Origin of the sequence: Syntrophotalea acetylenica (genome assembly GCF_001888165.1) — a bacterium.
Lineage (GTDB): Bacteria > Desulfobacterota > Desulfuromonadia > Desulfuromonadales > Syntrophotaleaceae > Syntrophotalea > Syntrophotalea acetylenica.
On sequence record NZ_CP015455.1, the window covers coordinates 873,393 to 896,834 of the forward strand.

At 56.7% G+C, this 23,442-nt stretch carries 26 protein-coding genes, 1 pseudogene and 1 CRISPR repeat array (1 of these 28 cut by a window edge); of the genes and pseudogenes, 23 read left to right on the forward strand and 4 right to left on the reverse strand.

All coding sequences use genetic code 11. The features are described 5' to 3' along the window. Window positions 1–50: 50 nt before the first annotated feature. Both A6070_RS03960 and A6070_RS03965 read right to left on the reverse strand, forming a co-directional pair. On the reverse strand, window positions 51–1,214 hold the full coding sequence (locus A6070_RS03960; protein WP_158514019.1) for a phosphotransferase: 1,164 nt from the start codon (window positions 1,212–1,214) through the stop codon (window positions 51–53). A gap of 21 nt (window positions 1,215–1,235) precedes the next feature. After that, window positions 1,236–2,063: a DeoR/GlpR family DNA-binding transcription regulator gene (locus A6070_RS03965; protein WP_072287148.1), complete on the reverse strand. Its 828-nt coding sequence runs from the start codon at window positions 2,061–2,063 to the stop codon at window positions 1,236–1,238. A gap of 698 nt (window positions 2,064–2,761) precedes the next feature. Here A6070_RS03965 and A6070_RS03970 point away from each other — a divergent pair. The 21 genes and pseudogenes from A6070_RS03970 (at window position 2,762) to cas6e (ending at window position 21,320) form a co-directional block, all read left to right on the forward strand. Next, entirely contained in the window at window positions 2,762–3,793 is a 1,032-nt protein-coding gene (locus tag A6070_RS03970) for a DMT family transporter (RefSeq protein ID WP_083558717.1), read from the forward strand. Between the two features lies 1 nt (window position 3,794). Continuing rightward, window positions 3,795–4,079 (forward strand): DNA-binding protein, encoded by a 285-nt coding sequence (locus A6070_RS03975; protein ID WP_072287150.1) that lies wholly within the window; start codon window positions 3,795–3,797, stop codon window positions 4,077–4,079. Window positions 4,080–4,247: 168 nt separating this feature from the next. Next, window positions 4,248–5,204, forward strand: coding sequence for a choline TMA-lyase-activating enzyme (gene cutD, locus A6070_RS03980; protein WP_072287151.1), 957 nt, complete (start codon window positions 4,248–4,250; stop codon window positions 5,202–5,204). 388 nt (window positions 5,205–5,592) lie between these two features. Continuing rightward, window positions 5,593–6,018: a F0F1 ATP synthase subunit B family protein gene (locus A6070_RS03990; RefSeq protein ID WP_072287153.1), complete on the forward strand. Its 426-nt coding sequence runs from the start codon at window positions 5,593–5,595 to the stop codon at window positions 6,016–6,018. Then, window positions 6,015–6,599 carry an ATP synthase F0 subunit B gene (locus tag A6070_RS03995; protein ID WP_235605403.1) on the forward strand — a complete coding sequence of 195 codons (585 nt, stop codon included), beginning with the start codon at window positions 6,015–6,017 and terminating at the stop codon, window positions 6,597–6,599. The genes A6070_RS03990 and A6070_RS03995 overlap by 4 nt, the downstream gene beginning before the upstream one ends. Next, the gene (gene atpH / locus A6070_RS04000) at window positions 6,596–7,162 is read left to right on the forward strand and encodes an ATP synthase F1 subunit delta (RefSeq protein ID WP_072287155.1); all 567 of its coding nucleotides are present in this window, start codon (window positions 6,596–6,598) and stop codon (window positions 7,160–7,162) included. Before A6070_RS03995 ends, atpH begins: the two co-directional genes overlap by 4 nt. Before the next feature lie 8 nt (window positions 7,163–7,170). Next, window positions 7,171–8,679: a F0F1 ATP synthase subunit alpha gene (gene atpA, locus A6070_RS04005; RefSeq protein WP_072288127.1), complete on the forward strand. Its 1,509-nt coding sequence runs from the start codon at window positions 7,171–7,173 to the stop codon at window positions 8,677–8,679. Between the two features lie 115 nt (window positions 8,680–8,794). After that, window positions 8,795–9,670 carry an ATP synthase F1 subunit gamma gene (gene atpG, locus A6070_RS04010; RefSeq protein ID WP_072287156.1) on the forward strand — a complete coding sequence of 292 codons (876 nt, stop codon included), beginning with the start codon at window positions 8,795–8,797 and terminating at the stop codon, window positions 9,668–9,670. Between the two features lie 145 nt (window positions 9,671–9,815). Further along, a complete protein-coding gene (atpD, locus tag A6070_RS04015) occupies window positions 9,816–11,222 on the forward strand; it encodes a F0F1 ATP synthase subunit beta (protein WP_072287157.1) in 1,407 nt (468 codons plus the stop codon). Between the two features lie 14 nt (window positions 11,223–11,236). Further along, window positions 11,237–11,653, forward strand: a complete 417-nt coding sequence (locus A6070_RS04020) for a F0F1 ATP synthase subunit epsilon (RefSeq protein ID WP_072287158.1) — start codon at window positions 11,237–11,239, stop codon at window positions 11,651–11,653. Window positions 11,654–11,689: 36 nt separating this feature from the next. Next, a complete protein-coding gene (atpB, locus tag A6070_RS04025) occupies window positions 11,690–12,394 on the forward strand; it encodes a F0F1 ATP synthase subunit A (protein ID WP_072287159.1) in 705 nt (234 codons plus the stop codon). Window positions 12,395–12,499: 105 nt separating this feature from the next. Next, window positions 12,500–12,766 carry an ATP synthase subunit c family protein gene (locus tag A6070_RS04030; protein ID WP_072287160.1) on the forward strand — a complete coding sequence of 89 codons (267 nt, stop codon included), beginning with the start codon at window positions 12,500–12,502 and terminating at the stop codon, window positions 12,764–12,766. Window positions 12,767–13,325: 559 nt separating this feature from the next. Further along, entirely contained in the window at window positions 13,326–13,691 is a 366-nt protein-coding gene (locus tag A6070_RS15955; RefSeq protein WP_236718908.1) for a transposase, read from the forward strand. Continuing rightward, window positions 13,675–14,067: a CRISPR-associated endonuclease Cas3'' gene (locus A6070_RS16285; protein WP_201787915.1), complete on the forward strand. Its 393-nt coding sequence runs from the start codon at window positions 13,675–13,677 to the stop codon at window positions 14,065–14,067. Before A6070_RS15955 ends, A6070_RS16285 begins: the two co-directional genes overlap by 17 nt. Next, entirely contained in the window at window positions 14,031–16,421 is a 2,391-nt protein-coding gene (gene cas3 / locus A6070_RS04045) for a CRISPR-associated helicase Cas3' (RefSeq protein ID WP_201787916.1), read from the forward strand. Before A6070_RS16285 ends, cas3 begins: the two co-directional genes overlap by 37 nt. Beyond that, a pseudogene (gene casA / locus A6070_RS16290) lies at window positions 16,408–16,701 on the forward strand (type I-E CRISPR-associated protein Cse1/CasA); the annotation flags it as partial. The gene cas3 and the pseudogene casA (A6070_RS16290), both read left to right, overlap by 14 nt. A gap of 101 nt (window positions 16,702–16,802) precedes the next feature. Beyond that, entirely contained in the window at window positions 16,803–17,999 is a 1,197-nt protein-coding gene (gene casA, locus A6070_RS15965) for a type I-E CRISPR-associated protein Cse1/CasA (protein WP_269085282.1), read from the forward strand. Further along, window positions 17,996–18,520, forward strand: coding sequence for a type I-E CRISPR-associated protein Cse2/CasB (gene casB, locus A6070_RS04055; RefSeq protein ID WP_072287165.1), 525 nt, complete (start codon window positions 17,996–17,998; stop codon window positions 18,518–18,520). The genes casA (A6070_RS15965) and casB overlap by 4 nt, the downstream gene beginning before the upstream one ends. 34 nt (window positions 18,521–18,554) lie before the next feature. Further along, window positions 18,555–19,676 (forward strand): type I-E CRISPR-associated protein Cas7/Cse4/CasC, encoded by a 1,122-nt coding sequence (gene cas7e, locus A6070_RS04060; protein WP_072287166.1) that lies wholly within the window; start codon window positions 18,555–18,557, stop codon window positions 19,674–19,676. 10 nt (window positions 19,677–19,686) lie between these two features. Continuing rightward, window positions 19,687–20,421, forward strand: a complete 735-nt coding sequence (gene cas5e, locus A6070_RS04065) for a type I-E CRISPR-associated protein Cas5/CasD (protein WP_072287167.1) — start codon at window positions 19,687–19,689, stop codon at window positions 20,419–20,421. Then, window positions 20,421–21,320 carry a type I-E CRISPR-associated protein Cas6/Cse3/CasE gene (gene cas6e / locus A6070_RS04070; RefSeq protein WP_072287168.1) on the forward strand — a complete coding sequence of 300 codons (900 nt, stop codon included), beginning with the start codon at window positions 20,421–20,423 and terminating at the stop codon, window positions 21,318–21,320. Before cas5e ends, cas6e begins: the two co-directional genes overlap by 1 nt. A 27-nt stretch (window positions 21,321–21,347) precedes the next feature. Here cas6e and A6070_RS04075 read toward each other — a convergent pair whose 3' ends face one another. Both A6070_RS04075 and A6070_RS04080 read right to left on the reverse strand, forming a co-directional pair. Beyond that, a complete protein-coding gene (locus A6070_RS04075; RefSeq protein ID WP_072287169.1) occupies window positions 21,348–21,659 on the reverse strand; it encodes a type II toxin-antitoxin system PemK/MazF family toxin in 312 nt (103 codons plus the stop codon). Continuing rightward, window positions 21,644–21,886, reverse strand: coding sequence for a ribbon-helix-helix domain-containing protein (locus A6070_RS04080; RefSeq protein ID WP_072287170.1), 243 nt, complete (start codon window positions 21,884–21,886; stop codon window positions 21,644–21,646). The genes A6070_RS04075 and A6070_RS04080 overlap by 16 nt, the downstream gene beginning before the upstream one ends. A 101-nt stretch (window positions 21,887–21,987) precedes the next feature. Between A6070_RS04080 and cas1e the strand changes: the two genes are divergently transcribed. Then, a complete protein-coding gene (cas1e, locus tag A6070_RS04085; RefSeq protein WP_072287171.1) occupies window positions 21,988–22,908 on the forward strand; it encodes a type I-E CRISPR-associated endonuclease Cas1e in 921 nt (306 codons plus the stop codon). Then, the gene (gene cas2e / locus A6070_RS04090; RefSeq protein WP_072287172.1) at window positions 22,889–23,197 is read left to right on the forward strand and encodes a type I-E CRISPR-associated endoribonuclease Cas2e; all 309 of its coding nucleotides are present in this window, start codon (window positions 22,889–22,891) and stop codon (window positions 23,195–23,197) included. Before cas1e ends, cas2e begins: the two co-directional genes overlap by 20 nt. Before the next feature lie 72 nt (window positions 23,198–23,269). Continuing rightward, window positions 23,270–23,442: a CRISPR direct-repeat array (repeat unit 29 nt; unit sequence CCGTTCCCCGCAGGCGCGGGGATGAACCG) (it continues 1,687 nt past the right edge of the window).

Genomic DNA, 23,442 nt, shown 5'->3' on the forward strand with positions numbered 1-23,442 from the left:
TGGATGGGGTTTGCCGGTATGTGCCGTCGGCAGGAGGCGGGCAGGGAGGGTCAGGCCAGGGCCTTGCGCAGCATGTTCTCGACGCGGCCGCGGTTATGCTCGAGCCAGCGTACCAGTCGGACATTGTGCTTCAGGTAAAACAGATATTCCTGGTCCGGACAGTTCTCCCGCTCAAGGTAGTAGGCTTCAACGGTGGCCCAGCGGATCAGGCTCAGGGCGGCGGCGGTCAGCAGGGGGGAGAATGTTTCGATCTCTTCGCGGTTTAGTGGCCCTGGCGCGGGCCACTGCGCGGCGCGTTTCTGATAAGCCCGCAGGAACAGATCCGCCTTGCGCAGCCACAGGTTGCCATCCATCTTTTTTTCCCAGCAGCAGCAGAAATAGATAACCGCCAGTGCCACATCGAACAGGCGAAAATCGTAACAGGCGCGGTCGAAATCGAACACGCCGATCACCCGGTTGAGATTGTATTTCTGGTTCCCCGGGTGAAAATCACCATGAATACCCATGATCGGCAGGTTTGAAGCCGCAACCAGACGGTTGTGGATTTTTTCCGCGACCGCTGCCATGTCTTCGAGGTTTTTAAGGAAGTAGCGGTCGAAGCAACTCTGCCGCGTCTGTTCGGCACAGTGTGCAAACTCGACCGGCAGGGTGACGAGGCGTTCGCTGATGGGTCGGTGCATCGATGTCAGCTCCCCCGGATCGAAGCCGGCGGCACATCGATGCAACTCGGCGAGCATGCGGCCCGAGTAGATGTATTCTTCCCTGCTCAGGTGGTTGCAGGTCCAGGAATATTTGTCCTCGCCGCCGATAAACGCGAACATCGCGTACAAAAGCTCTCCGCTGCTGTTGGGATTGGGAATCGGGCGCCGGACGAAATTGGCGCCGTCTCTGGTGCGGATCAGGGCGGCCACCATGTGGCCGCCGCGGTCGACGATATGCTCCACCAGGGAATGTTCGAAGCAGATATGCTCGATGGGGGTTCCCTGGCGGTAAATGCGCAAGAAGTATTTTTGAAAACCGCCGGCAGTGCGGGTGATGACCTTGAAACTCAGGTTGGTATAGCCCCCGTACAGCTGCACGATGTCCTGGAGTTCGCCGATATCGTAGCAGTCCCTGGCTACCCGCGCGGCCTGTTCGGCCATCAGCCTGCAGGAAAGCTGGGTCGGGTAGGAAAAATCCGGCACCGTGGAAACCTGGTGCCGTTTTCTTTGCATCAGAGGACCCCCGCCGGGCATTTAATCCGCCACCAGGACGCGAATGCCGAGGGCCTTGAGGTCTCGCAGGTATTCCTCGGGCAGCTTGTGATCGACAATCAGCAGATCGACTTTGTCGATGGGGGCGACGACAAGGTCCGCCACCCTGCCGAAAGAATTGTGTGTCGCGAGCACGATGACCTGTCCCCGTGTCTGCTGGATCATGGCTCGTTCCAGTGCGGCTTCGGTGAAGGACGGTGTGGTGATGCCGTCCCGAAAGCTGATGCCGTCGGGGATCAGAAAGGTCTTTTTGGGGTGCAGTTCCTGTAGCGTTTCCATGGTCAGCGGACCTTCCATGGAGTGTGTCTCGGGACGATACTCACCGCCCAGCAGGATCAGTTCGGCCCGTTTGCCCTTGACCTCCTGGATGGCGCCGACATTGTTGGTGTAGACACGCACCGGGATTTCCGGGTCGAGGTGGCGCAGGACGTAGAGCGCGGTGGTGCCCGAGTGCAGCAGCAGCGTGTCATGGGGTTCGATCAGGGAGGCGGCCTTGCGACCGATCTGGTCCTTGATGTCGGGCAGTTCCTTGAGCCGGGTCTCGTAGGGCTCTTCGTGGGTCATGCGCTCCTGCCGGTAAACCGCGCCACCGTAGGTCCGTTCGAGAAGGCCCTGCCGCTCAAGGGTTTCGAGGTCGCGACGGATGGTCATCTCTGAAACGCCCATCATGTCGCTCAATTCGGTGACCCGGATGGTCAGTCGTTCGCGCAGCAGGTTGCGGATGCGCATGTGCCGTTCGGCCGGAAGCAGTTGGTCGTTGCTGCCGGAAGCACTCTCGGATCTCGTGATTTTACCATTCTCTTCGAGCATCGCGTATTTGTTCGATCCTTTCTGTTTTTGTTCTTTTATAACATTTCCAACCGCTTCAGAGCAATGAAAGTTTTCTCTCCCAGAGACTTTCAACGGTGTTTTTCTTTTTCAACTCCCGGATTGCAACTGATCTGGAGTTTCAGGGGTGATTATTGCCCGCAAAATATCGGGGATGTGAGATGCGATGGTAGTTTTTCTGATAAAATATGAACGATTTGGTATGAAAGTGTACACCGTCTTAAAAGGGTTGGGCGCGTCGAAGATGTCCGTTTTCAGCTGTCGGGTTGTCTGGTTTGTTTTATTTAAGGCTTTCAAAAACAGGGCTTTACAAAAATATATTGAGCGCCGTGCCGGGCTCCCGGCAGGATGCCAATCCTTCAGATGGGAAGTGTGGAAGCGTGTTCTAAGATGCTTGGGTTGTGTCCGAAATAACACTTGACAACATAAACGAACATGCCATACGATTCAGGTGTTCATATGAACGTTTCACCCATCCGGGTGCGACGGTCTTTTCAAAGCGTTGCGCCGTCGCCGGCTTCGGCACAAGGGTCGGTCCGTCGGGGTGTTCCGGATCCGTTGTCCGACGGTTGATGGTTTGAAAAGCTGCACGGTCGCACAAATGATTGCAATGCCCTTTGCCTGTGGCAGGGGTCACATCGGGGGCAGGACAAAACAACCATTTTATTGGAGACGGCATTATGGCTAACGGGGTGCAAACAGCAAGTATGGCCGGAACCCGCGTTTCGGCAAGGCAGGTTTTCGAACGAAAGGAATTGGGGTTTGTCAAACGCGGCCTGGCAACGGCCCTGGGCTCCGGCATGTTGTGGGGGCTGGACGGGGTTGTTCTCGGCATTGCGCTGGCCATGGCCCCTTTTACCGCCGGGGCCACCATGTATGCGGCCCCGCTGGCCGGGTCGGCTCTGCATGACGGCTTTGCCGGACTGTGGCTGGCTCTCTACAACCTGTTCACCGGGCGCTGGAAAGACATCGGCCGCTCTCTCAAGACCTTTCCCGGCTTCATTGTCTGTGTGGCCGCCCTGCTTGGCGGGCCTATCGGCATGGGCGCCTATCTGCTCGGCATCAACTTCGCCGGGGCCGCCTACGCCATGGGCATATCAGCCGGCTATCCGGTTGTCGGCGCGATTATGGCGCGGCTGATTCTCAAGGAAAAGATCAGCCCCCGCGTGTGGTTCGGCATTCTCACCTGCGTCACCGGCGCGGTTATCCTCGGCTATGTTCCGCCCGAGGGCGGCACCATGCCCAACTTCTATCTCGGCATCGGCTGTTCCCTGCTGGCCGCTTTCGGCTGGGGTACGGAAGGCGTACTGGCTACCTTTGGCATGGATATGGTTGATCCCGCCGTGGCCATCAATATCCGTGAAGCGACCTCCTGTGTCGTTTCCGTACTGGCGGTATTGCCCCTGGTCGCCGGACTGGCCATTTTCGGGCAGGCCCTGATCACGCCCAATGTTATCTGGGTCATCGCTCTGGCCGGCATGGCCGGCGGCTTTTCCTATCTGCTCTGGTACAAGGCTTTCAGCATGTGCGGTTGCAGTCGCTGCATGGCACTGAATATCACCTACGCTATCTGGGGTCTGGTATTTTCCTACTTCATGACCGATGTCGCGATTACCAGCAATCTGGTGGTTGGCGCGATCGTTATCACCATCGGCGCCATCCTGGTTGTCGGCAATCCCAAAGAAATGATCAACCTGCGGGCGGAGGCTTAACATGGCAGCTGTACTTCCTATGCGATTCCGTATTCTTCACTTTTTCTCGACAGTGAAGGAGTCTTCGATCAAAGAACTGATGAACGCGTTGCGCTCCGAGTATGGTGCTGAAGGGCAGTTCAATGAAAATGTCATCGGCGAACACCTTCTTTCCATGAGGGCCGGCGGGTTGATCGAAACCCGGGATATCGAACTGGACCGGGACGGTAATCTGGTGGTGAACTATGCCATTACCGAATTCGGGCAGGGGCGTCTCAAATATCTGCCCAAAGCCTGGAAGGTCTGATACGGCGCATCGTGGCCGCCCCTCAATTCGGGGCGGCCACGATGCGAACAAGCGGTACCCTGCCATGAGCGGTTTTTTCAGTCACGATTCACACAACCGAAAGGTTTTATCCGGTTTCCACCAGGGTTTTCCATCAGATGGGAACCCGCCGGCAACAGGAGTTGCACCATGAGCGAACAGGGACAGTTGCAAGGCATGGTTTTCGATATTCAGAAATACTCCATGCATGATGGGCCCGGTGTCAGGACCCTGGTGTTTCTCAAGGGGTGTCCGTTGCGCTGTAAGTGGTGTTCCAACCCTGAGAGTCTCGCCCCCGGTTTCCAGGTGATGTGCCTGGCTGAACAGTGTGTATCCTGCGGCCGCTGCGTGGAGGTCTGCCCCGCGGGCGTTCACACCCTGGTCGCGGTCGATAATGGTCCGATGCAACATCGGATCGACAGGCAGGCCGCCTGTACGGGCTGCGGCGCCTGTGTTGCGAGCTGCGGGGCCCGGGCGCTGCGTGTTGCCGGACGCGAGATGACGGTGGGGGAAGTTGTCGAGGTGGTCATGGAGGATCACTTCTTTTACATGACTTCCGGCGGCGGGGTGACCGTCGGTGGCGGCGAGCCCACCATGCAGCACGACTTTGCCGGCGCTATTTTGCGGGAGTGCCGGCGCAACGGCGTGCATACCGCGATGGAAACCTGCGGCCAGGCTGCGGCGGAGGTGTATCGCGAGCTGGCCGGCTGCACCGATCTTTTCCTTTTCGACCTCAAGCACATCGATTCCGAACGACATCGGGCCTTTACAGGCGCCGGCAATGAGCGTATTCTTGCCAATCTGGGCATGTTGCTGGATATGGGCGCCAATGTCGTGGTGCGCATGCCCCTGATTGCCGGGGTGAACGACGACGTCGCAGCCTTGTCTGGTACACTGGACTGGCTGGTGCGGGCCGCGCAGGGTAAGGCCAATCTGAGGGGCGTCGAAGTTTTGCCCTACCATCGCCTCGGCGTCACCAAATACCGTCAACTCGATATGCAGTACCCCATGGGAGAGATGCCTGCCCATACCCCGGCACAGCTGGCGGAAGTCGATGCGATTCTCGCCCGGTACGATCTTCCCGTCCGGATTGTCAAGCATGGCTGAGTGGCATGGAATATGCTGAAATGCGGCGGTGCCTGTCGCGTCGCTGAGTCGGCTTCATAGGGCAGCAGGGCGCTGTCTGCCGATTCACGAATCTTGCAGATTTTGCACATCGTGACAGGGCTGGCCGCGCCGGCAAGAGCCGCTGTCTTCCAGGCGACCCGGGCAAGTTTCACCGTGCTCGTGGAGGCTGAAATAATGCATTTTGGCGGCTGCGGAAGTTTCAGATTTGGTGACCAGGGTGGGCCATTCCAAAAACTGTTGCACGGTTTTTCGGCGTGTCTGCCTTTTTTTTGGTCAATTTAGCGGTTCACCGTTTTGTGCTTGTCGCTGTTGGCTGCGCAAACCGGGACCGTCAGTACTGATTTTTGTATTCACGTGAGGTAGCACTGTGGACAATATCGACTGGACGCTGTGGCTGCAGGCGGGCAACTTCGTGGTGTTGATAGTCCTGTTGGAGCGTCTGCTGTACCGGCCGCTGCAGGCGGTTGTGGATCAGCGCCAGGCACGGCAGGAACAGGCTCTGGAGCGCAGCCGGCAGCTGGAGGAACACACCGAGCGGCAGCAGCAGGCCTATGACGCCCGGCTGGCGCAGGTACGCAACGAGGCGCAACAGGCGCGAACCGCAGTATTGGCCGAGGCTCAGCGGCAGCAGTCCCAGCTGCTGCAGCAGTCCCATGCGCAGGCGGCGCAGGTGCTGGCGCAGGTGCGCCACGAGGTGGCCGGGCAGCTGCAACAGCAATCCGAGCAGCTGCCGCGACTGGCCGCGCGTCTGGGAGAAGCAGCTGCGGCGCGGCTGCTGGGGAGGCCGTTGTGAAGGGGTTACGGTGCGGTGTGTTGGCCGGCGGCTGCGGGCTGCTGGTGACGCTGGTGTTTGCGGCGACGGCACTGGCGACCGAGGCTGGCGGCCACGGTGGCGGCCAGATGAAGGATTTTGCCTATCGCCTGCTCGATTTCGGTATCACCGCCGGGGCCTTGTACCTGATACTGCGTGGTCCCTTGAAGCGGGCCCTTGAGGGGAGGCAGCGGCGCGTGACCGAAGAGCTGGAACAGGCGCAGCAGATGCAGCAGGCTGCCGAGCAGTGCTACGAAGCCTGCCAGCGGCAGCTGGCCGATGCCGACACCAGCATCGCGCAGCTGCGTGCCGAGCTGGCCGCGGAGAGCGCCGGTCAAAGTGCGCGTATTGAAGAACAGGCGCGCCAGATGGCGGAGCAGATAAGCCGCGAGGCCTCGCGTAGCGCCGAGCGGGAAATCGAGGCGGCGCGCCGGCAGTTACGTGCCGAGGCGGTGCGGCTGGCGATGGAACTGGCGGAGCAGCATCTCAAGCAGCAGCTCGGACCGCAGGAGCAGTCGCGGTTGATTGACGCCTGCCTGCGCGAGGTGGAGGACAAGTCATGAAACACCGCGTCATTGCAAAACGCTACGCCATGGCCCTGGTGAATCTGGCGGCACGGCGGCAGCATCTGGAGGGGCTTGGTCAGCAGCTGACCCGTCTGCAGCGGGCGTTTGCCTGCGAGCCGCGTCTGCTTAAACTGTTGAGCAGCCCGACGCTGGACGGCACGAAAAAGGCCGGTCTGCTGGCGGGCCTTTGCGACTATCTGCAGCTGGATGCGGAACTGCGCAGTCTGCTGCGGCTGTTGCAGCAGCGTCAGCGGCTCGACAGTTTCGACGCGCTGGTCGACGTCTGCCGGCAGTTGATCGATGCGCGACTTGGCATCGTGCGGGCGCGGGTGGACAGTGCCGCGCCGCTGGAGGCGGATACGGCACGGGCCATCGAGGCGGTGCTGGAACGTCGTTTCGGCGGCAAAGCCGAGCTTGACACGCACGTGGATGCCCAGTTGCTGGGCGGGGTGCGTATCGAAGTCGCCGGGCAGGTGCTCGACGGCACACTGCGGGCCGGGCTGCGGCGCATGGCGGTATATCTCAACGAAGAGGCTTTCCCGGGAAAGCATAAAGGGTGAAACAGGTCATGGACATCAGAGCGGAAGAAATCTGCGCCATTATCGAGCAGCAGATCGAGAACTTCGATAGTCGGATCGAACTGAGCGAAATGGGCACCATTATCTCCGTCGGGGACGGCATCGCCCGCATCCACGGTCTGGATCGCGCCATGGCCGGCGAGCTGCTGGAATTTCCCGGCGACGTGATCGGCATGGTGCTTAACCTCGAGGAAGACAACGTCGGGGCGGCGATTCTGGGCGAGACGCATCACATCAAGGAAGGCGACAGCGTGCGGCGCACCGGGCGCATCGTCGAAGTGCCGGTGGGCGAAGCGCTGGTCGGGCGGGTGGTCAACGGTATCGGGCAGCCGATCGATGGCGGCGGGCCGCTGCAGGATGCCACGGCGCGGCAGGTGGAGATCAAGGCGCCGGGTATCGTCACGCGCAAATCGGTGCACCAGCCGCTGCAGACCGGGCTGAAAGCCATTGACGCGCTGGTGCCGATCGGGCGCGGGCAGCGTGAGCTGATCATCGGCGACAGGCAGACCGGCAAAACCGCACTGGCCATCGACACCATCATCAACCAGAAAGGCCAGGACATGGTCTGCATCTATGTCGCCATCGGTCAGAAACAGTCGACGGTGGCGCAGGTGGTGGACAAACTCAAACAGCACGGCGCCATGGACTACACCATTGTGGTGTGCGCCGGGGCCAGTGAGCCGGCACCGCTGCAGTTCATCGCCCCCTATGCCGGGGTGACCATGGGCGAATATTTTCGCGACAGCGGCCGCCACGCCCTGATCGTATATGACGACCTGTCCAAGCACGCCGTGGCTTACCGGCAGCTCTCACTGCTGCTGCGGCGTCCGCCCGGCCGTGAAGCTTTTCCCGGCGATGTTTTTTATCTGCACAGCCGTCTGCTGGAGCGGGCCGCCAAACTCAACGACGGACTCGGCGGCGGCAGCCTCACGGCGCTGCCGATCATCGAGACGCAGGCCGGCGACCTGTCGGCTTACATCCCGACCAACGTCATCTCCATTACCGACGGGCAGATTTTTCTGGAGGCGGACCTGTTCTACTCCGGGGTGCGCCCGGCCATCAACGTCGGCCTGTCGGTGTCCCGCGTCGGCGGCAGCGCCCAGGTCAAGGCGATGAAACAGGTGGCCGGCACCCTGCGGCTGTCGCTGGCCCAGTACCGGGAGATGGCGGCCTTCGCCCAGTTCGGTTCCGACCTCGACGCCGCCACGCAGAAGCAGCTGGCACGGGGCGCGCGGCTGGTGGAGATCCTCAAGCAGCCCCAGTACCAGCCGCTGGCGGTGGAAAAGCAGATCCTGATCATCTATGCCGCCAACAACGGCTATGTCGACGCCTATCCGCTGGGGGCGCTGCGGCGCTACGAAGAACATCTGTACAGCTATCTGGAAACCCATCACGGGGCGCTGCTGACCGACCTGGCGGAGAAGAAAGCCATCGATGGCGAACTCGACGGGCGCATCAAGGCTGCCCTGTCGGCATTCGGGGAGCAATTCGCACCCTGAGGGGCGAAGCTTTAAGCTGCAAGCTAAAACCTTAAAAAACAAAACTTATAGTTGCCTTTAACTTACAGCTTACAGCTTCGAACTGACAGATCTTCTTTCGGAGAAAGAAGGACCCATGGCAAACCTGAAGGATATCAAAAAGCGCATCGCCTCGGTAAAGAGCACCCAGCAGATCACCCGGGCCATGAAAATGGTGGCGGCGGCACGGTTTCGCAAGGCGCAGGCCGCTATCGTGGCGGCGCGGCCCTACGCGCAGCGGATGCAGCAGGTGCTGGCGTTTCTGGCACTGCATGAGGACCCGGAGGCGCATCCGCTGCTGCAGCAGCACGAACGGCGCGGCCGCGCCATGGTGCTGGCGCTCGGTTCCGACCGCGGCTTGTGCGGAGGCTTCAACCTCAATATCGCCAAGGCCTGTGAGCAGCTGATTGGAAACAATCCCGATGGGTTCGACGGTTTTGAACTGGTGGTGATCGGGCGCAAGGGGCGTGAACAGCTGAAAATCCGCGGTCTGCAGGCCGATCAGGTGTATGAGGACATCACCGCCGAGGCCACCTACGCCACTGCCGCGCTGCTCGGCCAGGAAGTGGTGCAAAACTACTGCGCGGGCACCTGCGACGCCGTGTACCTGATCTACAACGCTTTTTTCAGTGCCATTCGCCAGGAAGTCGTCATTGACCGGCTGCTGCCCATCGCGCCCACCGTGCCCATTGCGCCGGCCGATACCGGATTTCCGGTGCATCCGCTGTACGAGCCGACGCGCGGCGAGGTGCTGGCTTCGATTCTGCCCAAGCATATCGAGGTGCAGATCTACCGGGCGTTTCTGGAATCGATGGCTTCCGAGCACGGCGCGCGCATGAGCGCCATGGACAGCGCCAGCAAAAATGCAACCGAGATGATCGACCGGCTGACGTTGCAGTACAACCGGGTGCGCCAGACGGTGATCACCACCGAACTGGTGGAGATTATCTCCGGAGCGGCGTCCATACAGTAATTAGGCAGGGCTGACCGAAACAGCGGCGTTCACCGCAGAGCCCGCGGAGGGCGCAGAAAAATCCACAAATAAATGATCTTTCCTCCGCGTTCTGTGCGTGCCCGAGTAGGCGGAGCGAACGGGCGGTGAAAAAGGAAGGCATATCATGAACACAGGCAGAATCACCCAGGTTATCGGTCCGGTCATCGACGTCGAATTCGAGCCCGGACAGCTACCCGAGATCTACCATGCCCTGAAGGTGACCAATCCGGGTCTTGGCGACGGAGAATGGAACCTGGTGGCGGAAGTCGCCCAGCACCTCGGGGAAAACACCGTGCGCGCCATTGCCATGGACTCTACAGACGGGCTGGTGCGCGGCCAGCAGGTGCTCGACACCGGCCGCCAGATCAGCGTGCCGGTCGGCCGTGCCACGTTGGGGCGCATCCTCAACGTCATCGGCGAGCCGGTGGACGAACAGGGACCGGTGGAGGCCGATACAACCTGGGAGATCCACCGCCCCACTCCCGAATTCGTCGACCAGTCGACCAAGGTCGAAGCCTTCGAGACCGGCATCAAGGTCGTCGACCTGCTGGCGCCCTACGCCCGCGGCGGCAAGATCGGCCTGTTTGGCGGCGCCGGGGTCGGCAAGACGGTTCTGATCATGGAGCTGATCCACAACATCGCCAAGAAACACGGCGGTTTTTCGGTCTTCGCCGGGGTCGGCGAGCGCACCCGCGAGGGCAACGACCTGTGGAACGAGATGAAGGAGTCCGGGGTGCTGGACAAGACCTCGCTGGTCTACGGGCAGATGAACGAACCGCCCGGCGCCCGCGCCCGCGTAGCGCTGTCGGCGCTGACCGTGGCCGAGTACTTCCGCGACCAGGAAAACCAGGACGTGCTGCTGTTCATCGACAACATCTTCCGTTTTACCCAGGCCGGCTCCGAGGTTTCGGCGCTGCTGGGGCGCATACCGTCGGCGGTCGGTTACCAGCCGACCCTGTCCACCGAGATGGGGGAGCTGCAGGAACGCATCACCACCACCAAGCACGGTTCCATCACCTCGGTGCAGGCGATCTACGTGCCGGCCGACGACTTGACCGACCCCGCGCCGGCTACCACCTTCGCGCATCTGGATGCCACTACGGTGCTGTCGCGTCAGATCGCCGAGCTGGGGATTTATCCGGCTGTCGACCCCCTCGATTCCACCAGCCGCATCCTCGATCCGCAGGTGCTCGGCGAAGACCACTACCGGGTTGCCCGTGACGTGCAGTACGTGCTGCAGCGATACCGGGACCTGCAGGATATCATCGCCATTCTGGGCATGGACGAGTTGTCCGAAGAGGACAGGCTGGTCGTATCGCGGGCGCGCAAGATCCAGCGGTTTTTGTCGCAGCCGTTTCATGTGGCGGAAATCTTCACCGGTACGCCGGGCAAGTACGTGGAACTGAGCGAGACCATCCGGGGTTTCAGGGAAATCGTCGAAGGGCAGCACGACAGCGTGCCCGAGCAGGCCTTCTACATGGTCGGCGGCATTGACGAAGTGCTGGAGAACGCCGCCCGGATGGCACCTTAAAAAGGAAAGTCCCCATGGCGCAGAAACTGCAATTGGAAGTGGTGACGCCGGCCGGTCAGGTGCTCAGCGAAAAGGTGGACGAGATCACCGCGCCGGGCAGCCTCGGGCAGTTTGGCGTGCTGCCGGGCCATACGCCAATGCTGACCACCTTGCAGGTCGGCGAATTCAGCTACCGCAAGGGGCGCGAGGTGACCTATCTGGCGGTCAACTGGGGCTACGTGGAAGTGGCCGACGACCGGGTCCTGGTACTGGTGGAGACTGCCGAGCGGCAGGACCATATCGACCTTGCACGGGCGCGGACGGCGCTGGGTCGCGCCGAGGCGCGGCTCAAGGAGCTGACCCCGATGGACAAGGAATACCACAACCTGCAGGCCGCCCTGCGACGCGCCCTGGTGCGCATCCAGGTCGTTTCTCGCGGCAGACGGCGTTGACGGGCAGGACAAACCCTGTAAAGCGGGACGCAAACCATGACACATCCCTTTATATTTCTCAACTGGCTGCTCGAAAAAGTGCGGTTTGGTCTGTCCACGGACATGCTGGCGCATCACGGATTTTTCCAGCATGTCACCCACACCTGGCTGGTGATGGCCTTCCTCGCGGCCATCGGCTGGCTGGCCACGCGACGGGCCGACATGGTGCCGACCGGTCTGCAGAACCTGGTGGAAGCGATACTGGTCGAACTGCGGCGCATGGCCCGTGAAACCATGGGCTCCAGAGGGGTGGTCTATTTTCCCCTGATCGCCACGCTGGCGCTGTTTCTGCTGGTGTCGAACCTTCTTGGCCTGATTCCCGGGTTCGCGCCTCCCACCGCCAGCCTCAACACCAACCTCGCCCTGGCCCTCACCGTATTCGCCATGACCCATATCATCGGCTTTCGCGAACACGGCATCCGCTATCTGAAACATTTCACCGGACCCATCTGGTGGCTGGTGCCTCTGCTGCTGCCCATCGAAATCATCGGTCATCTGGCGCGGCCTCTGTCGTTGTCCCTGCGACTGTTTGGCAATATGTATGGCCACGAAATCATTCTCATGATTTTCTTTACCCTGGTGCCGCTGCTGCTGCCGATCCCCATGATGATCATGGGCATCTTTGTCGCCTTCATCCAGACCTTTGTTTTCACGCTGTTGTCCATGATCTACATTGCCGGGGCGCTGGAGGAGGCACACTGACTTCACGTCGGAGACCGGCCCCGGATCCGGGAACAAGACCATCGAAACAAAAACGCAGTGACGGCTCAAGCCCGTCCCATCCAGAGACAGACAAGGAGAAGAACAATGGATTTTTACACCTGGGTTGTGATTGTCGCCGGTTTCGGCATGGCCATTGGCGCCATGGTGCCCGCCATCGGGCAGGCCATGGCAGTAAAAACCGCCCTGGAGGGCGTGTCCCGCAATCCCGGCGCCAGCGGCAAGATTCTGACCACCATGATGATCGGCGTTGCCATGATCGAATCGCTGGCCATCTACGTGTTCGTCGTGGTCATGATCCTGCTGTTCGCCAATCCTTTCAAGGATGTGGTATTGCAACTGCTCACAAAATAATGCTCCACCATCCTGCCATCTGCAACCTGCAGCGGGTGCGGTAACAGCGCTTCCGCTGCCGCCTGCCGTTTCGGGTCGGCAAGGATGCACGCCTATCACCCATGCACCACGGCACGGCGCCGGCTCTCCACCAAGGAGATGCCGGCGTTTGTGCGTTGGCTTTCGCGGCTCGGGAAATTAATATTAAAGCCGTTGAAAGAGGGTGCGTCCTCTGCTATTTTCCATAAAGAGCTTCATTGGGAATTCATTAGAAATCACCCGCTACGCTCGCACGCGTCCCGGGCCGCAGAGGAGCAGGCTGTGGCCGAACCTCCATCTTCCTCAGCAACACCATCCAAAGCGTCTTTGCCGTCGAGACAAACGGCTCTCTTCCCGCCGCAAGCAATCATCCGTCTGAAGGGATACGATTATGCAGCCGAGGGGGCATATTTCGTGACCATGTGCATTCAGAAACGGGAATGTTTGTTGGGAAGGGGCGACGATTTTGAACCAAGCGGGGCAGATGGCCAATGAATGATGGCGGAAATTTGCCGCGACGCGGTTGGATGAATATTCCATCATGCCCAACCATTTCCACGGGATCCTGCGGATCGTAGGGGCGGACCCATGTGTCCGCCTGGCCGACAAAGCAAATCCATCCGTACGAACCAGTGTGCAATGGTTTAAAACGATGACCCTCGCCGCCTATATGCGGGGTGTCAACAACTATGGCTGGCCACGGTTTGCCGGTCGGCTGTGGCAGCGCAATTATTACGAGCGCATCATCCGCAATGACGACGAATTGCAACACATCCGCAGGTACATTGAAAGCAATCCGGCCCGCTGGGCATCGGACAAGGAAAACCCGGACAATTGGCAATTTCGGGGTCGGTGTGACGTATTTTGTCGCAATGGTCAGGAAGAATTCAGTGGTAGACTATGTTGAGAAAAAGGGTGGATTGAGAATGGGTAGTTATTTTTGGTACTGGGGCAAATCCTCCGATGATGGCAGATATCATCTGTTGCCATATCATTGTCTGGATGTGGCGGCGGTTGGGTGGCTGCTTCTTGCACCGGATAAGCCTGTGACGAAGTGGCTCTGTTCAAAATTAGGTGTCTCCGCTGAATGGCTTCGGCAGTGGTTCGTTTTTTGTCTGGCGCTGCATGACATCGGAAAATTCGCAACGGCTTTTCAGGGCCTCAAACCAAACTTGTCCGAGCATCTCGTCCCAGCCGTACAGGGCATGCCCTACAATGAGCGGCATGACAGTTTGGGGTTTTTACTTTGGCAAAAAGTTGTAAAGCCTTTGGGGGCACTTTAGAGCCAGGACAGAAAATTGATATTTCCGCCAAGCAACTTCGTGCTTTTGAACCCTGGCTGAAGATCGTGACCGGCCACCATGGGATTCCCCCCAAAGAGGTTTTGAATCGCCATCAGGATTTTTTTACCGAGAATGACGAACAAGCAGCGAAGAATTTTTTTCTAGGTGTTTCGCATCTTCTTCTGAACGACATCAATCTGGACATTTTGGCTAATAAACAGTTCAAGAAAAAACTGCAACAGTATTCGTGGGTTCTGGCCGGAATAACCGTCTTGGCAGATTGGCAGGGTTCCAGCCTGTTAGAGGACCAGTATCGTTCGGATGAAATCCCGTTGTCTGAATACTGGTTTAAGAAGGCTTTGCCTCAGGCCAAACAGATCGCTGTCGCAGCGAATCTCACCCCGACTGCCTGCGCACCCTTTGCCGGCATTCACCATCTGTTTCCCTTCATTAAACAACCAACCCCTCTACAGGAGTGGTCGACTTCCGTTGACGTTAATGATCAGCCCCAGCTTTTTATATTTGAGGATGTAACCGGGGCGGGGAAAACCGAAGCGGCAATGACGTTGTGTCATCGTTTACTGGCCGCCGGTGCAGCGGACGGTGTTTATGCCGGATTGCCGACAATGGCGACGGCCAATGCCATGTATCTTCGTCTGGGCAAGGCCTATAGACGTTTATTCGGCAGTGAGAAAAAGCCGTCATTGGTCTTGGCGCATGGCGCGCGGCATCTGTCGGATGCCTTTCGTGAATCCGTCGGCTTGCCGGACAACACAGGGGAAAATGGGGGCTACGCAAAAGGGGAGTCAAGCGGCGAAGCCTATTGTCACGCCTGGCTGGCAGACAGTCGTAAAAAGGCCCTGCTTGCTGAAGTCGGCGTAGGAACGCTTGACCAGGCCCTGTTGAGCATCCTGCCCGCAAGACACCAGTCCCTGCGTTTGCTGGGTCTTTCGCGAAAAATCCTGCTTGTTGATGAAGTTCATGCTTACGATCCCTATATGAACCTTTTGCTACAAACTCTTTTGCAGGCCCATGCGGCCAACGGGGGTAGCGCCATCCTTCTTTCCGCGACTTTGCCCAACGCAATGCGGGAGGATTATGTCCAGGCCTTTTGTGCCGGTGTTGGCTGCGAGGCTCGCGTTCTGTCGGAAAACGCGGACTATCCCTTGGTAACGCACGTCGCACCGAATGTGTTTTCTGAGGTTGCGATTGAAACACGAAAGGAAGTTGCGCGTTCCACGGCAATTGACTGGTTGAAGAGCGAGCAGGAAGCTCTGGAACTTATTCGTGAACAGGTTGAACACGGCCGATGCGTCTGTTGGATACGCAACACGGTTGGCGATGCCCGTACCGCGTTCGATGTGTTGTCCTGTTGCGAGTGGCTGAAAACAGAGCGGCTTTCATTGTTTCACAGCCGCTTTGCCATGATCGACAGACAACGCATTGAGAATGAAACCTTGGCCTTCTTTGGTAAAGACTCAGATGCGGAAATGCGTTGTGGCCGGGTGCTTGTCGCCACGCAGGTTGTCGAGCAATCCCTTGATTTGGATTTTGATGTGCTGATTTCCGATCTGGCCCCTATTGATTTGCTGATTCAGCGTGTTGGTCGCGAACATCGTCATATCCGGGATGAGGGCGGCAACAGGAAGCGGGAAAAAGGGGCGACGGATCGGCGTGAACCACCCGTGTTTTACATCCTGGCACCCGAGCCGAGCGAGGCACCGGAAGAAACATGGCTGAAAGACGTTCTGCCGGGTACGCAAGCGGTTTATCGGCATGTCGGCCAGCTTTGGTTGACCCAACAGATTTTGCTGAAAGAACAGGTGATCGCGCCCATGAACAATTCCAGAACCTTGATCGAGGAAGTTTTCGGGGAAGAGGCCCAGGATCACATTCCCGAAGCCTTGCGTGGTCTATCCTGGGAGGCGGAAGGGGATGCCGGCGGAAAACGCGGCATTGCCCGGTTGAACCGGCTGGATCTCTCCAAAGGTTATTCCCGGCGCAGCGCCGAAGATAGCGGCGGATGGGATGAAGATACCAATATCCCCACCCGGCTTTCCGAACCGACGGTGGATGTCGCTCTGGTTGTTGAAATAAATGGACCCTTACAGCCCTATGCTCCGGTGAAAAGATACCCGTGGGATATGAGTATGCTCAGCCTGCCGAAAAGGGAATGGGAAGACGTGCGCAAAAGGATTCCACAACAATGGCAATCGCGTATCGATGAATTGCGCGAAAAGGAAAAAGCGCTTACCTGGGTCGAAGTGCTGCCGTTGGTTGATGGTTTATTGCCCTGTTACGACAAGGATAAAGGCTGGAGCCTGAACAAGGAGGTGAAACGTGAATCTGATTGAAGATGCCTGGCTGCCGGTTTTGCGGGAGGAGGGGCCGGACAAGATTGCCCCCTGGCAGATCGTTGAGACAACCAATCCTGTTTTGGAGATAACGGCTCCGCGCCCCGATTTCCAAGGCGCGCTCTATCAGTTTTTGATCGGTTTGTTGCAGACCTGTTTTGCTCCGGAGGACCATGACGAATGGCTGGAGTATTGGGATGAAATGCCGACGGTTGATCAGTTGAGAGGCTGCTTTCAAAAAGTATCTTCGGCGTTTGAGCTGGAGAATCCGGACGGCCCGGCGTTTATGCAGGATTTTAATGATTTTGACGGTGAAGAACTTCCTATCGAAGACTTAATAGGGGGGCTATTAGCGATACAACGAGATCAAAAAATCGGGATTTGTTTACTAAAAGAGGAACAGTTTCAGTTGTTTCTCCTTATTGGGCGGCAATTGCACTGTTCAACGTACAGACGACAGGTGTTTTGGCTTGGGGACAACATCGAATTGGACTTCGGGGAAATGGTCCCATTACTTCATTGGTTTTGCCCACACATAAGGACGCAACTCTGTGGGGAAAATTATGGCTGAATGTGTTGTCTGCTGAAGATTTTGATTCTGTTCCCGGAGAGAAAGAGCTTCTTGAGAAGAAATACATTTTCCCATGGCTGACTGATACCCGATTGAGTCCTGATAAAAAGCCAACAGTTCCTACTGATGGAAACCCTCTTCAACATTATTGGCCGATGCCACGACGAATAAGATTATTTGTCGAAGAAATTGATGGAAAATGTGATTTGAGCGGAGAGCCTATTTCTAAAGGAATTAGAAAATATAAAAGAATCAAAGATGGTGTTTATTATACCGGTGGATGGATGCATCCATTAACTCCTCATTTTCGAAAAGACAGACTGAGTTTTGCGAGTCCTGTTTTGGGAACACATCTGGCTGATGATTATAGGGATTGGTCTGCACTTACGCTTAATGGAAAGTTAGGAGGCGACGGGGATAAAAGCCAATGCGCAAAAAATGTTTCGGCTTTTATACATGAACGATTAGAAGATTTGAATGACAGGGGACGTCTATGGTGTTTTGGGTATGTTGCTAAAAGTGCGGACGTTAAGCGTTGGTATGATGCCGTTTTTCCGCTTTTAGCAGATGAAAGAACAGCCTCAAATATGCAAGCTTGGGCAGGGGAGTTGATTGAAGCAGCAAAGGTCGTTTCCGATTTATTGCGTAACCAGCTCAAGGAAGCCTGGTTCAAACGAACGAAAGATGTCAAAGGCGACATGAATGCTGTTGTCACGGAATTCTGGCAGCAGAGTGAAAAGGATTTCTACGATTTGCTGAAACGACTTTCCGATCTTCCCGGCGAACAGCGCCGAGCACCACCGGAGATCTATGCATTCTGGGAACAGACAATCCGAAATCTCGCACTCGATCTGTTTGATTCCTGGGCGCTGGAATCTCCGGCTGAGGATATGGATATGAAACGGATTATCGGTGCCCGTAAAGAGCTGGAAAAGAATCTTCGCACCAGTAAGGTGATGAAAATATTACGGGAGAAATCCACAACGGAAAAGGAGGGTAAGGAGTGAACGAGCAGAAGTTCTGGACGGAAGAGGCGCAACAGAAATTACGGTCCTGGTTTTCCTGGCTGCAGGAAAATCGCGGCGACCGTGCCCGCATGCGTCGGGCTGAAACGCCGGACGACGTCGTTCTGAGTGAGCCGTTTTTCAATTTTTTGCGGCAGATGCCGGAGGTTTGGGCGTTGCAACAGAACCTCCCCATTGCCGCCATGATCGCGGCTGTCCTTGCCCATGTCAAAGATAACGATGGGAAAAAATCGTTTGCCGCCCAGCTTGCTTCAACGAAACCGGGAACCGACAGGTCCCGCATGAGCGAACTGCGCTTTCAGCAATTGCAGAAAAGCCGTACACCGGATGAATTTTTTCGGCGTTTGATTCGTGCGGTCAAGCTGGCTGATGGACAGGTGAATATCCTCTCGCTGGCTGACAGTATTCGGCGCTGGATGAATGAATATCGTTACGGAACCAGCCTGAAACCTTTTGATCGACTGGCGGTACGCTGGGCCAACGATTACTACGTTGCGAAATAACTTATTTACTCAACCAATAAAAGGAGACATCGTCATGAGTCGTTTTATTCAACTGCATCTGCTGACCTCGTATCCTCCGGCCAATCTCAACCGGGATGATCTCGGACGACCGAAAACCGCAAAAATGGGCGGGGTGGATCGTCTGCGCGTCTCTTCGCAGAGCCTGAAGCGGGCGTGGAGAACTTCGGATTTGTTTGAGCGGGCCATGAAGGATCATATCGGCACGCGAACCAAAGAGATGGGGCGTAAGGTTTATGCGCGGTTACTGGAAAAGGGGATCGGGCATAAAGACGCGTTGGCCTGGGCCGGGGCCATTGCCGGCGTTTTCGGGAAACTGAAAAAACTGACTGACAATGAAAAAAAAGCTCTGAAAGACCTTCCTGCCACAAAACGGCGGGAAAAAGAGCTGGTGGAAGTGGAAATCGAGCAGTTGGCTTTTTTCGATCAGGGAGAAGAGTTGGCCGTCTTGGAGTTGACAAATCGGATCGCGGAAAGAAAAGAGGGTCCGCAACCCGAAGAGTTGAATCTGCTGCGGCAGAAAATGACCTCGGTTGATATTGCGCTTTTCGGCAGGATGCTGGCTTCAAGCCCCGCTTTTAATGTCGATGCCGCCTGCCAAGTGGCGCATGCCATCAGCGTGCATCCGGTTGTGATCGAAGACGATTATTTCACGGCGGTTGATGATCTGAACGACGGCAGCGAAGATGCTGGAGCCGCCCACATAGGCGAAACTGGTTTTGCCGCCGGCCTGTTTTACTCGTACATCTGCATTAACCATGGTCTGCTGGTGGATAATTTGGGTGGTGATGATAACCTGGCGCAACGGGCCATTGCCTCACTGACCGAAGCTGCTGTGAAAGTGCCTCCCAACGGTAAGCAGAATAGTTTTGCCAGTCGTGCTTATGCCAGTTATGTGCTGGCGGAAAAGGGCGATCAACAACCCCGCGCCCTGTCGGTCGCCTTTTTGAAGCCGATCGATAACAGGACGCTTTGTCGCGACGAGCAGGATTTTGGCACCGCCGCAGTTCAAGCCTTGGAGACGCATCGTAAAAACCTGGATAAGGTTTATGGCAATTGCGCGGATGAGGCCTATGCGATTAATGCCCTGACTGGAGAGGGGACCATGGCGGATTTGCTTGACTTTGTAATTGGTTAAGGAGGCATGAATGAAACATTTAGTTTTTCGCCTCTACGGGCCATTGTCGGCTTGGGGAGAGATTGCCGTTGGAGAATCCCGGCATTCCGCGGTTTATCCGAGCAAGTCGGCGTTGCTGGGCTTGCTGGCTGCAGCCCTGGGCGTTCGACGTGACGAGGAGGAGCGCCAAGCTGAACTGGCTGCTGGCTATCAATTTGCCGTCAAGGTTTTGCGGACCGGTTCGTTGTTGCGAGACTATCATACAACGCAAGTTCCAGATTCAGCTGGGAAATTGGTCTATCGGACCCGTCGAGAAGAGTTGATTCGTGGTAAAGCGCGTCTGGGAACTATTCTTTCCAGCCGCGAATATCGCTGTGACACAATGGCTCTGGTCGCTGTCAGGGCCAATGAAACGGCTCCTTTCTCCCTGGATATGGTTCGAGAAAAATTGTTGAAGCCGGAATTTCATCTCTACCTTGGTCGTAAATCTTGTCCTCTGGCTGTTCCCCTTGATCCCGTTGTCAGGGACTGGAGAAGTTTCGGACAAGCTCTCGATGAAATCGAACTCAAATCTTTGATGGTCGATCCCGCTGATGAGCAACGATGGATCCCCGTGGACAACCAGATTCGCTATTACTGGGAGGGAGAAGATAACATCTTAAAGGCGCAACAGATTTTGACCCGTCATGATCAGCCTCTGTCACGAGTCCGTTGGCAATTTGCTCAGCGTGCGGAAAATTTGCGCATCGTGAAGGGGGATGTCTGATGTATTTTTCACGTGTCCAGCTTCAGCCGGATGTTCAACGTTCTTCGCAGTTGAGTCATGTTTTAACAACGAACTCTTATGGGCTGCATCAATTGTTATGGGACCTTTTTCCGACAGAGGAGAAACGCACTTTTTTGTTTCGAGAGGAAATTGCCAAAGAACAGTTGAAAAATCAAAGATGCGTTAAAGGGGAGTCTCTTTTCTATCTTGTCTCCAGACATAAACCGTTAAATGAAACCCCCATTTTTCTTGTTGAGAGTAAAAAATATGCGCCGGTGATCAACAAAGGCCAGCAACTCACCTTTAAATTACGCGCAAATCCCATTGTTTCCAGAAAAACACCCGATAAAAAACATTCCGTACGTCATGATGTTGTCATGGATGCCCAACGGCGCTTGCTCAGGGAGCTTGCGTATTGCCTTGGCTTTTCCGATGTCGAGCATCTGAAAAAATCGGTTTTGCGCCATCATGTTTTCAATGCCTGGAGAGAGTCGGAAAATCGATCATGCTCTGAAATATTACGTGAAGTTATTCGGGCCAATGAACGATTTGAGTCGTTGTTGGAAGCAAATCTGACGTCGGCACAGCTGGTTGATTGGGCATTAAAAGCAGTTTCTGATTCCGCGCTTGAATCCTGGCTAAGGGAAAAAGGAGCACGGAACGGTTTTGAGCTTGTCCATGATGAAAGCATGAACGGCAGAAAACGATTTAAGTTTCAGGCAGAAGGTTATCGTTGGCACGCCATGCCGAAAAAGGGCAGGGATGCCGGTTTCAGTTCCGTAGATTTTGACGGTGAACTGCTAGTGGTCGATCCTGAATTGTTCCAGGCAATGCTTTTCAATGGTATCGGCCCCGCCAAAGCCTTTGGTTGCGGGCTGATGATGGTGCGGCGGGCGTAATACTTACCCAACAATCTCCCCCAGCCCCTACACCACCCGGGCCAGCTCCTCGGGGCTGGCCTCGGCGAGCTTTTTGCCAATACGTTCCACGGCAAGGGTGCGGATCTGGCTGATCTTGACCCACGATTTCTTGGGAAGGGCGGGGGAGGTGAGTTCCAGGGTCAGGGGAAAGCCGGCTCGTTGAGGCTGGCTGGTGATGGCTAGGGCAATGACCGTGCCGGAGCGGGCGTTGAAAATATCCTGGCTGATGATCAGCACAGGACGCAAGCCGCCCTGTTCGCTGCCGCGTACCGGGTTGAGGTCGGCCCAGCGGATGTCGCCTCTCAGTATTCGGGCCATTCGCCAAGCTCCTCACTCGCGCCTTCTTCGGCCAGGGCCTTTTCAAACTCTGGGTCCAGTTTGGTGCATTCGCGGGCCAGGCGATTGTGGCTCATTCGCGCCAGCTTTTCCTGGAGCGCTTCTTCTATGACACGGCTGCGGCTTGGGAATACATGGCCGGCTACCAGTCGGTCGATTTCGCTCAAGGTTTTTTTATCAAGAGTGATGACAACTTTGGTTTTTGGCATGTTTGGCATCCTGCAAAGATTGACAACGGTTATGGGTGTGACGATATGTCATACCCGGTGGGCTGTCAAGCGACCTACTCCAATAACAGGAGAGCAAACGAATGGAACCTGTCCTGCCGCAGTTGAAACCGATTCCGATGAAGGACCGGCTCTCGGTGCTATTCGTCGAAAAAGGCCATCTTGATGTCCTCGACGGGGCGTTCGTGCTGGTCGACAAGACCGGGGTGCGGACCCATATTCCAGTCGGCGGCGTGGCTTGTCTGATGCTGGAGCCTGGCACCCGAGTGTCCCATGCCGCCGTCACTCTGGCGTCCCGGGTTGGCTGTCTGCTGGTCTGGGTAGGCGAGGCGGGGGTTCGGCTTTATGCTTCCGGGCAACCGGGCGGGGCGCGAGCTGATCGATTGTTATACCAGGCTAAGCTCGCTCTGGATGATGCGGCCCGGCTCAAGGTAGTGCGCAAGATGTACGAAATGCGCTTCAAGGAAAAACCTCCGGATCGCCGCAGTGTTGAGCAGTTGCGAGGAATAGAGGGAGCCCGGGTGCGCAAAATGTATGAGTTGCTTGCCCGCCAATACAGAGTCCCTTGGAAAAACAGAAACTATGACCATACCGAATGGGGCAGCGGCGATGTGCCCAACCGATGCCTTTCCTCTGCCACCGCCTGCCTCTATGGTATTTGCGAAGCAGCCATTCTGGCTGCCGGGTATGCGCCGGCGGTTGGTTTTATCCATACAGGTAAACCGCAATCCTTTGTCTATGACATCGCCGATATTTTCAAGTTCGATACAGTTGTTCCGATAGCCTTTCGAATCGCCGCCAAGAAACCGTTTGATGCCGAGCGCCAGGTGCGGTTGGCCTGTCGGGATGTTTTTCGTCAGACCAAGCTTTTGAGCCGTATCATTCCAGCCATCGAACAAGTGTTAAAGGCAGGGGATCTGGAAGTTCCAAAGGCCCATGCAGAGGCCGTTGAAGTGGCGATCCCCAACAAGGAGGGCATCGGCAATGCTGGTCATCGTGGTTGAAAATGCTCCTCCGCGTCTACGGGGGCGATTAGCCCTTTGGCTGTTGGAGGTTCGTGCTGGTGTCTATGTCGGAAAGGTATCTCGACGCGTGCGGGAAATGATCTGGGACACGGTTGATAAGGGTATCGAAGAGGGCAATGCCGTCTTGGCCTGGAGTACCAATACCGAATCCGGTTTCGACTTTATGACCCTTGGTGTCAATCGCCGCATTCCAAAAGAAATGGACGGAGTAAAGCTTGTATCTTTTCTGCCGGAAACCCCGTCAGGCATACAAAATAGCGGTGGCTGAAATTTAAGCAAAATCGGTGGTGATTTTTTCTTGCAAGAAATAATCATATGATTTCTAGTAGATAAAGATAGTCCGTTCCCCGCAGGCGCGGGGATGAACCGGCTGCTGGGCAAAAGGCTCTTCTGAATCGACACCGTTCCCCGCAGGCGCGGGGATGAACCGGTTTTCGCCGCGTCCACGGCCTCCGCATAGGTCCGTTCCCCGCAGGCGCGGGGATGAACCGAGGTTCGAGTGGCAACAGCCCA

Coding starts and splice junctions, on each gene's coding strand:
- A6070_RS03960 (WP_158514019.1), bottom strand. CDS start 1,214: ATGCAAAGAAAACGGCACCAGGTTTCCACGGTGCCGGATTTTTCCTAC.
- A6070_RS04080 (WP_072287170.1), bottom strand. CDS start 21,886: ATGCCAAAAACCAAAGTTGTCATCACTCTTGATAAAAAAACCTTGAGC.
- A6070_RS04075 (WP_072287169.1), bottom strand. CDS start 21,659: ATGGCCCGAATACTGAGAGGCGACATCCGCTGGGCCGACCTCAACCCG.
- cas7e (WP_072287166.1), top strand. CDS start 18,555: ATGAGTCGTTTTATTCAACTGCATCTGCTGACCTCGTATCCTCCGGCC.
- atpB (WP_072287159.1), top strand. CDS start 11,690: ATGACACATCCCTTTATATTTCTCAACTGGCTGCTCGAAAAAGTGCGG.
- atpH (WP_072287155.1), top strand. CDS start 6,596: ATGAAACACCGCGTCATTGCAAAACGCTACGCCATGGCCCTGGTGAAT.
- cas2e (WP_072287172.1), top strand. CDS start 22,889: ATGCTGGTCATCGTGGTTGAAAATGCTCCTCCGCGTCTACGGGGGCGA.
- atpG (WP_072287156.1), top strand. CDS start 8,795: ATGGCAAACCTGAAGGATATCAAAAAGCGCATCGCCTCGGTAAAGAGC.
- cas6e (WP_072287168.1), top strand. CDS start 20,421: ATGTATTTTTCACGTGTCCAGCTTCAGCCGGATGTTCAACGTTCTTCG.
- A6070_RS03970 (WP_083558717.1), top strand. CDS start 2,762: ATGGCTAACGGGGTGCAAACAGCAAGTATGGCCGGAACCCGCGTTTCG.
- A6070_RS15955 (WP_236718908.1), top strand. CDS start 13,326: ATGCCCAACCATTTCCACGGGATCCTGCGGATCGTAGGGGCGGACCCA.
- cas1e (WP_072287171.1), top strand. CDS start 21,988: ATGGAACCTGTCCTGCCGCAGTTGAAACCGATTCCGATGAAGGACCGG.
- A6070_RS04020 (WP_072287158.1), top strand. CDS start 11,237: ATGGCGCAGAAACTGCAATTGGAAGTGGTGACGCCGGCCGGTCAGGTG.
- A6070_RS03965 (WP_072287148.1), bottom strand. CDS start 2,063: ATGCTCGAAGAGAATGGTAAAATCACGAGATCCGAGAGTGCTTCCGGC.
- cutD (WP_072287151.1), top strand. CDS start 4,248: ATGAGCGAACAGGGACAGTTGCAAGGCATGGTTTTCGATATTCAGAAA.
- A6070_RS04030 (WP_072287160.1), top strand. CDS start 12,500: ATGGATTTTTACACCTGGGTTGTGATTGTCGCCGGTTTCGGCATGGCC.
- atpA (WP_072288127.1), top strand. CDS start 7,171: ATGGACATCAGAGCGGAAGAAATCTGCGCCATTATCGAGCAGCAGATC.
- A6070_RS03975 (WP_072287150.1), top strand. CDS start 3,795: ATGGCAGCTGTACTTCCTATGCGATTCCGTATTCTTCACTTTTTCTCG.
- atpD (WP_072287157.1), top strand. CDS start 9,816: ATGAACACAGGCAGAATCACCCAGGTTATCGGTCCGGTCATCGACGTC.
- cas5e (WP_072287167.1), top strand. CDS start 19,687: ATGAAACATTTAGTTTTTCGCCTCTACGGGCCATTGTCGGCTTGGGGA.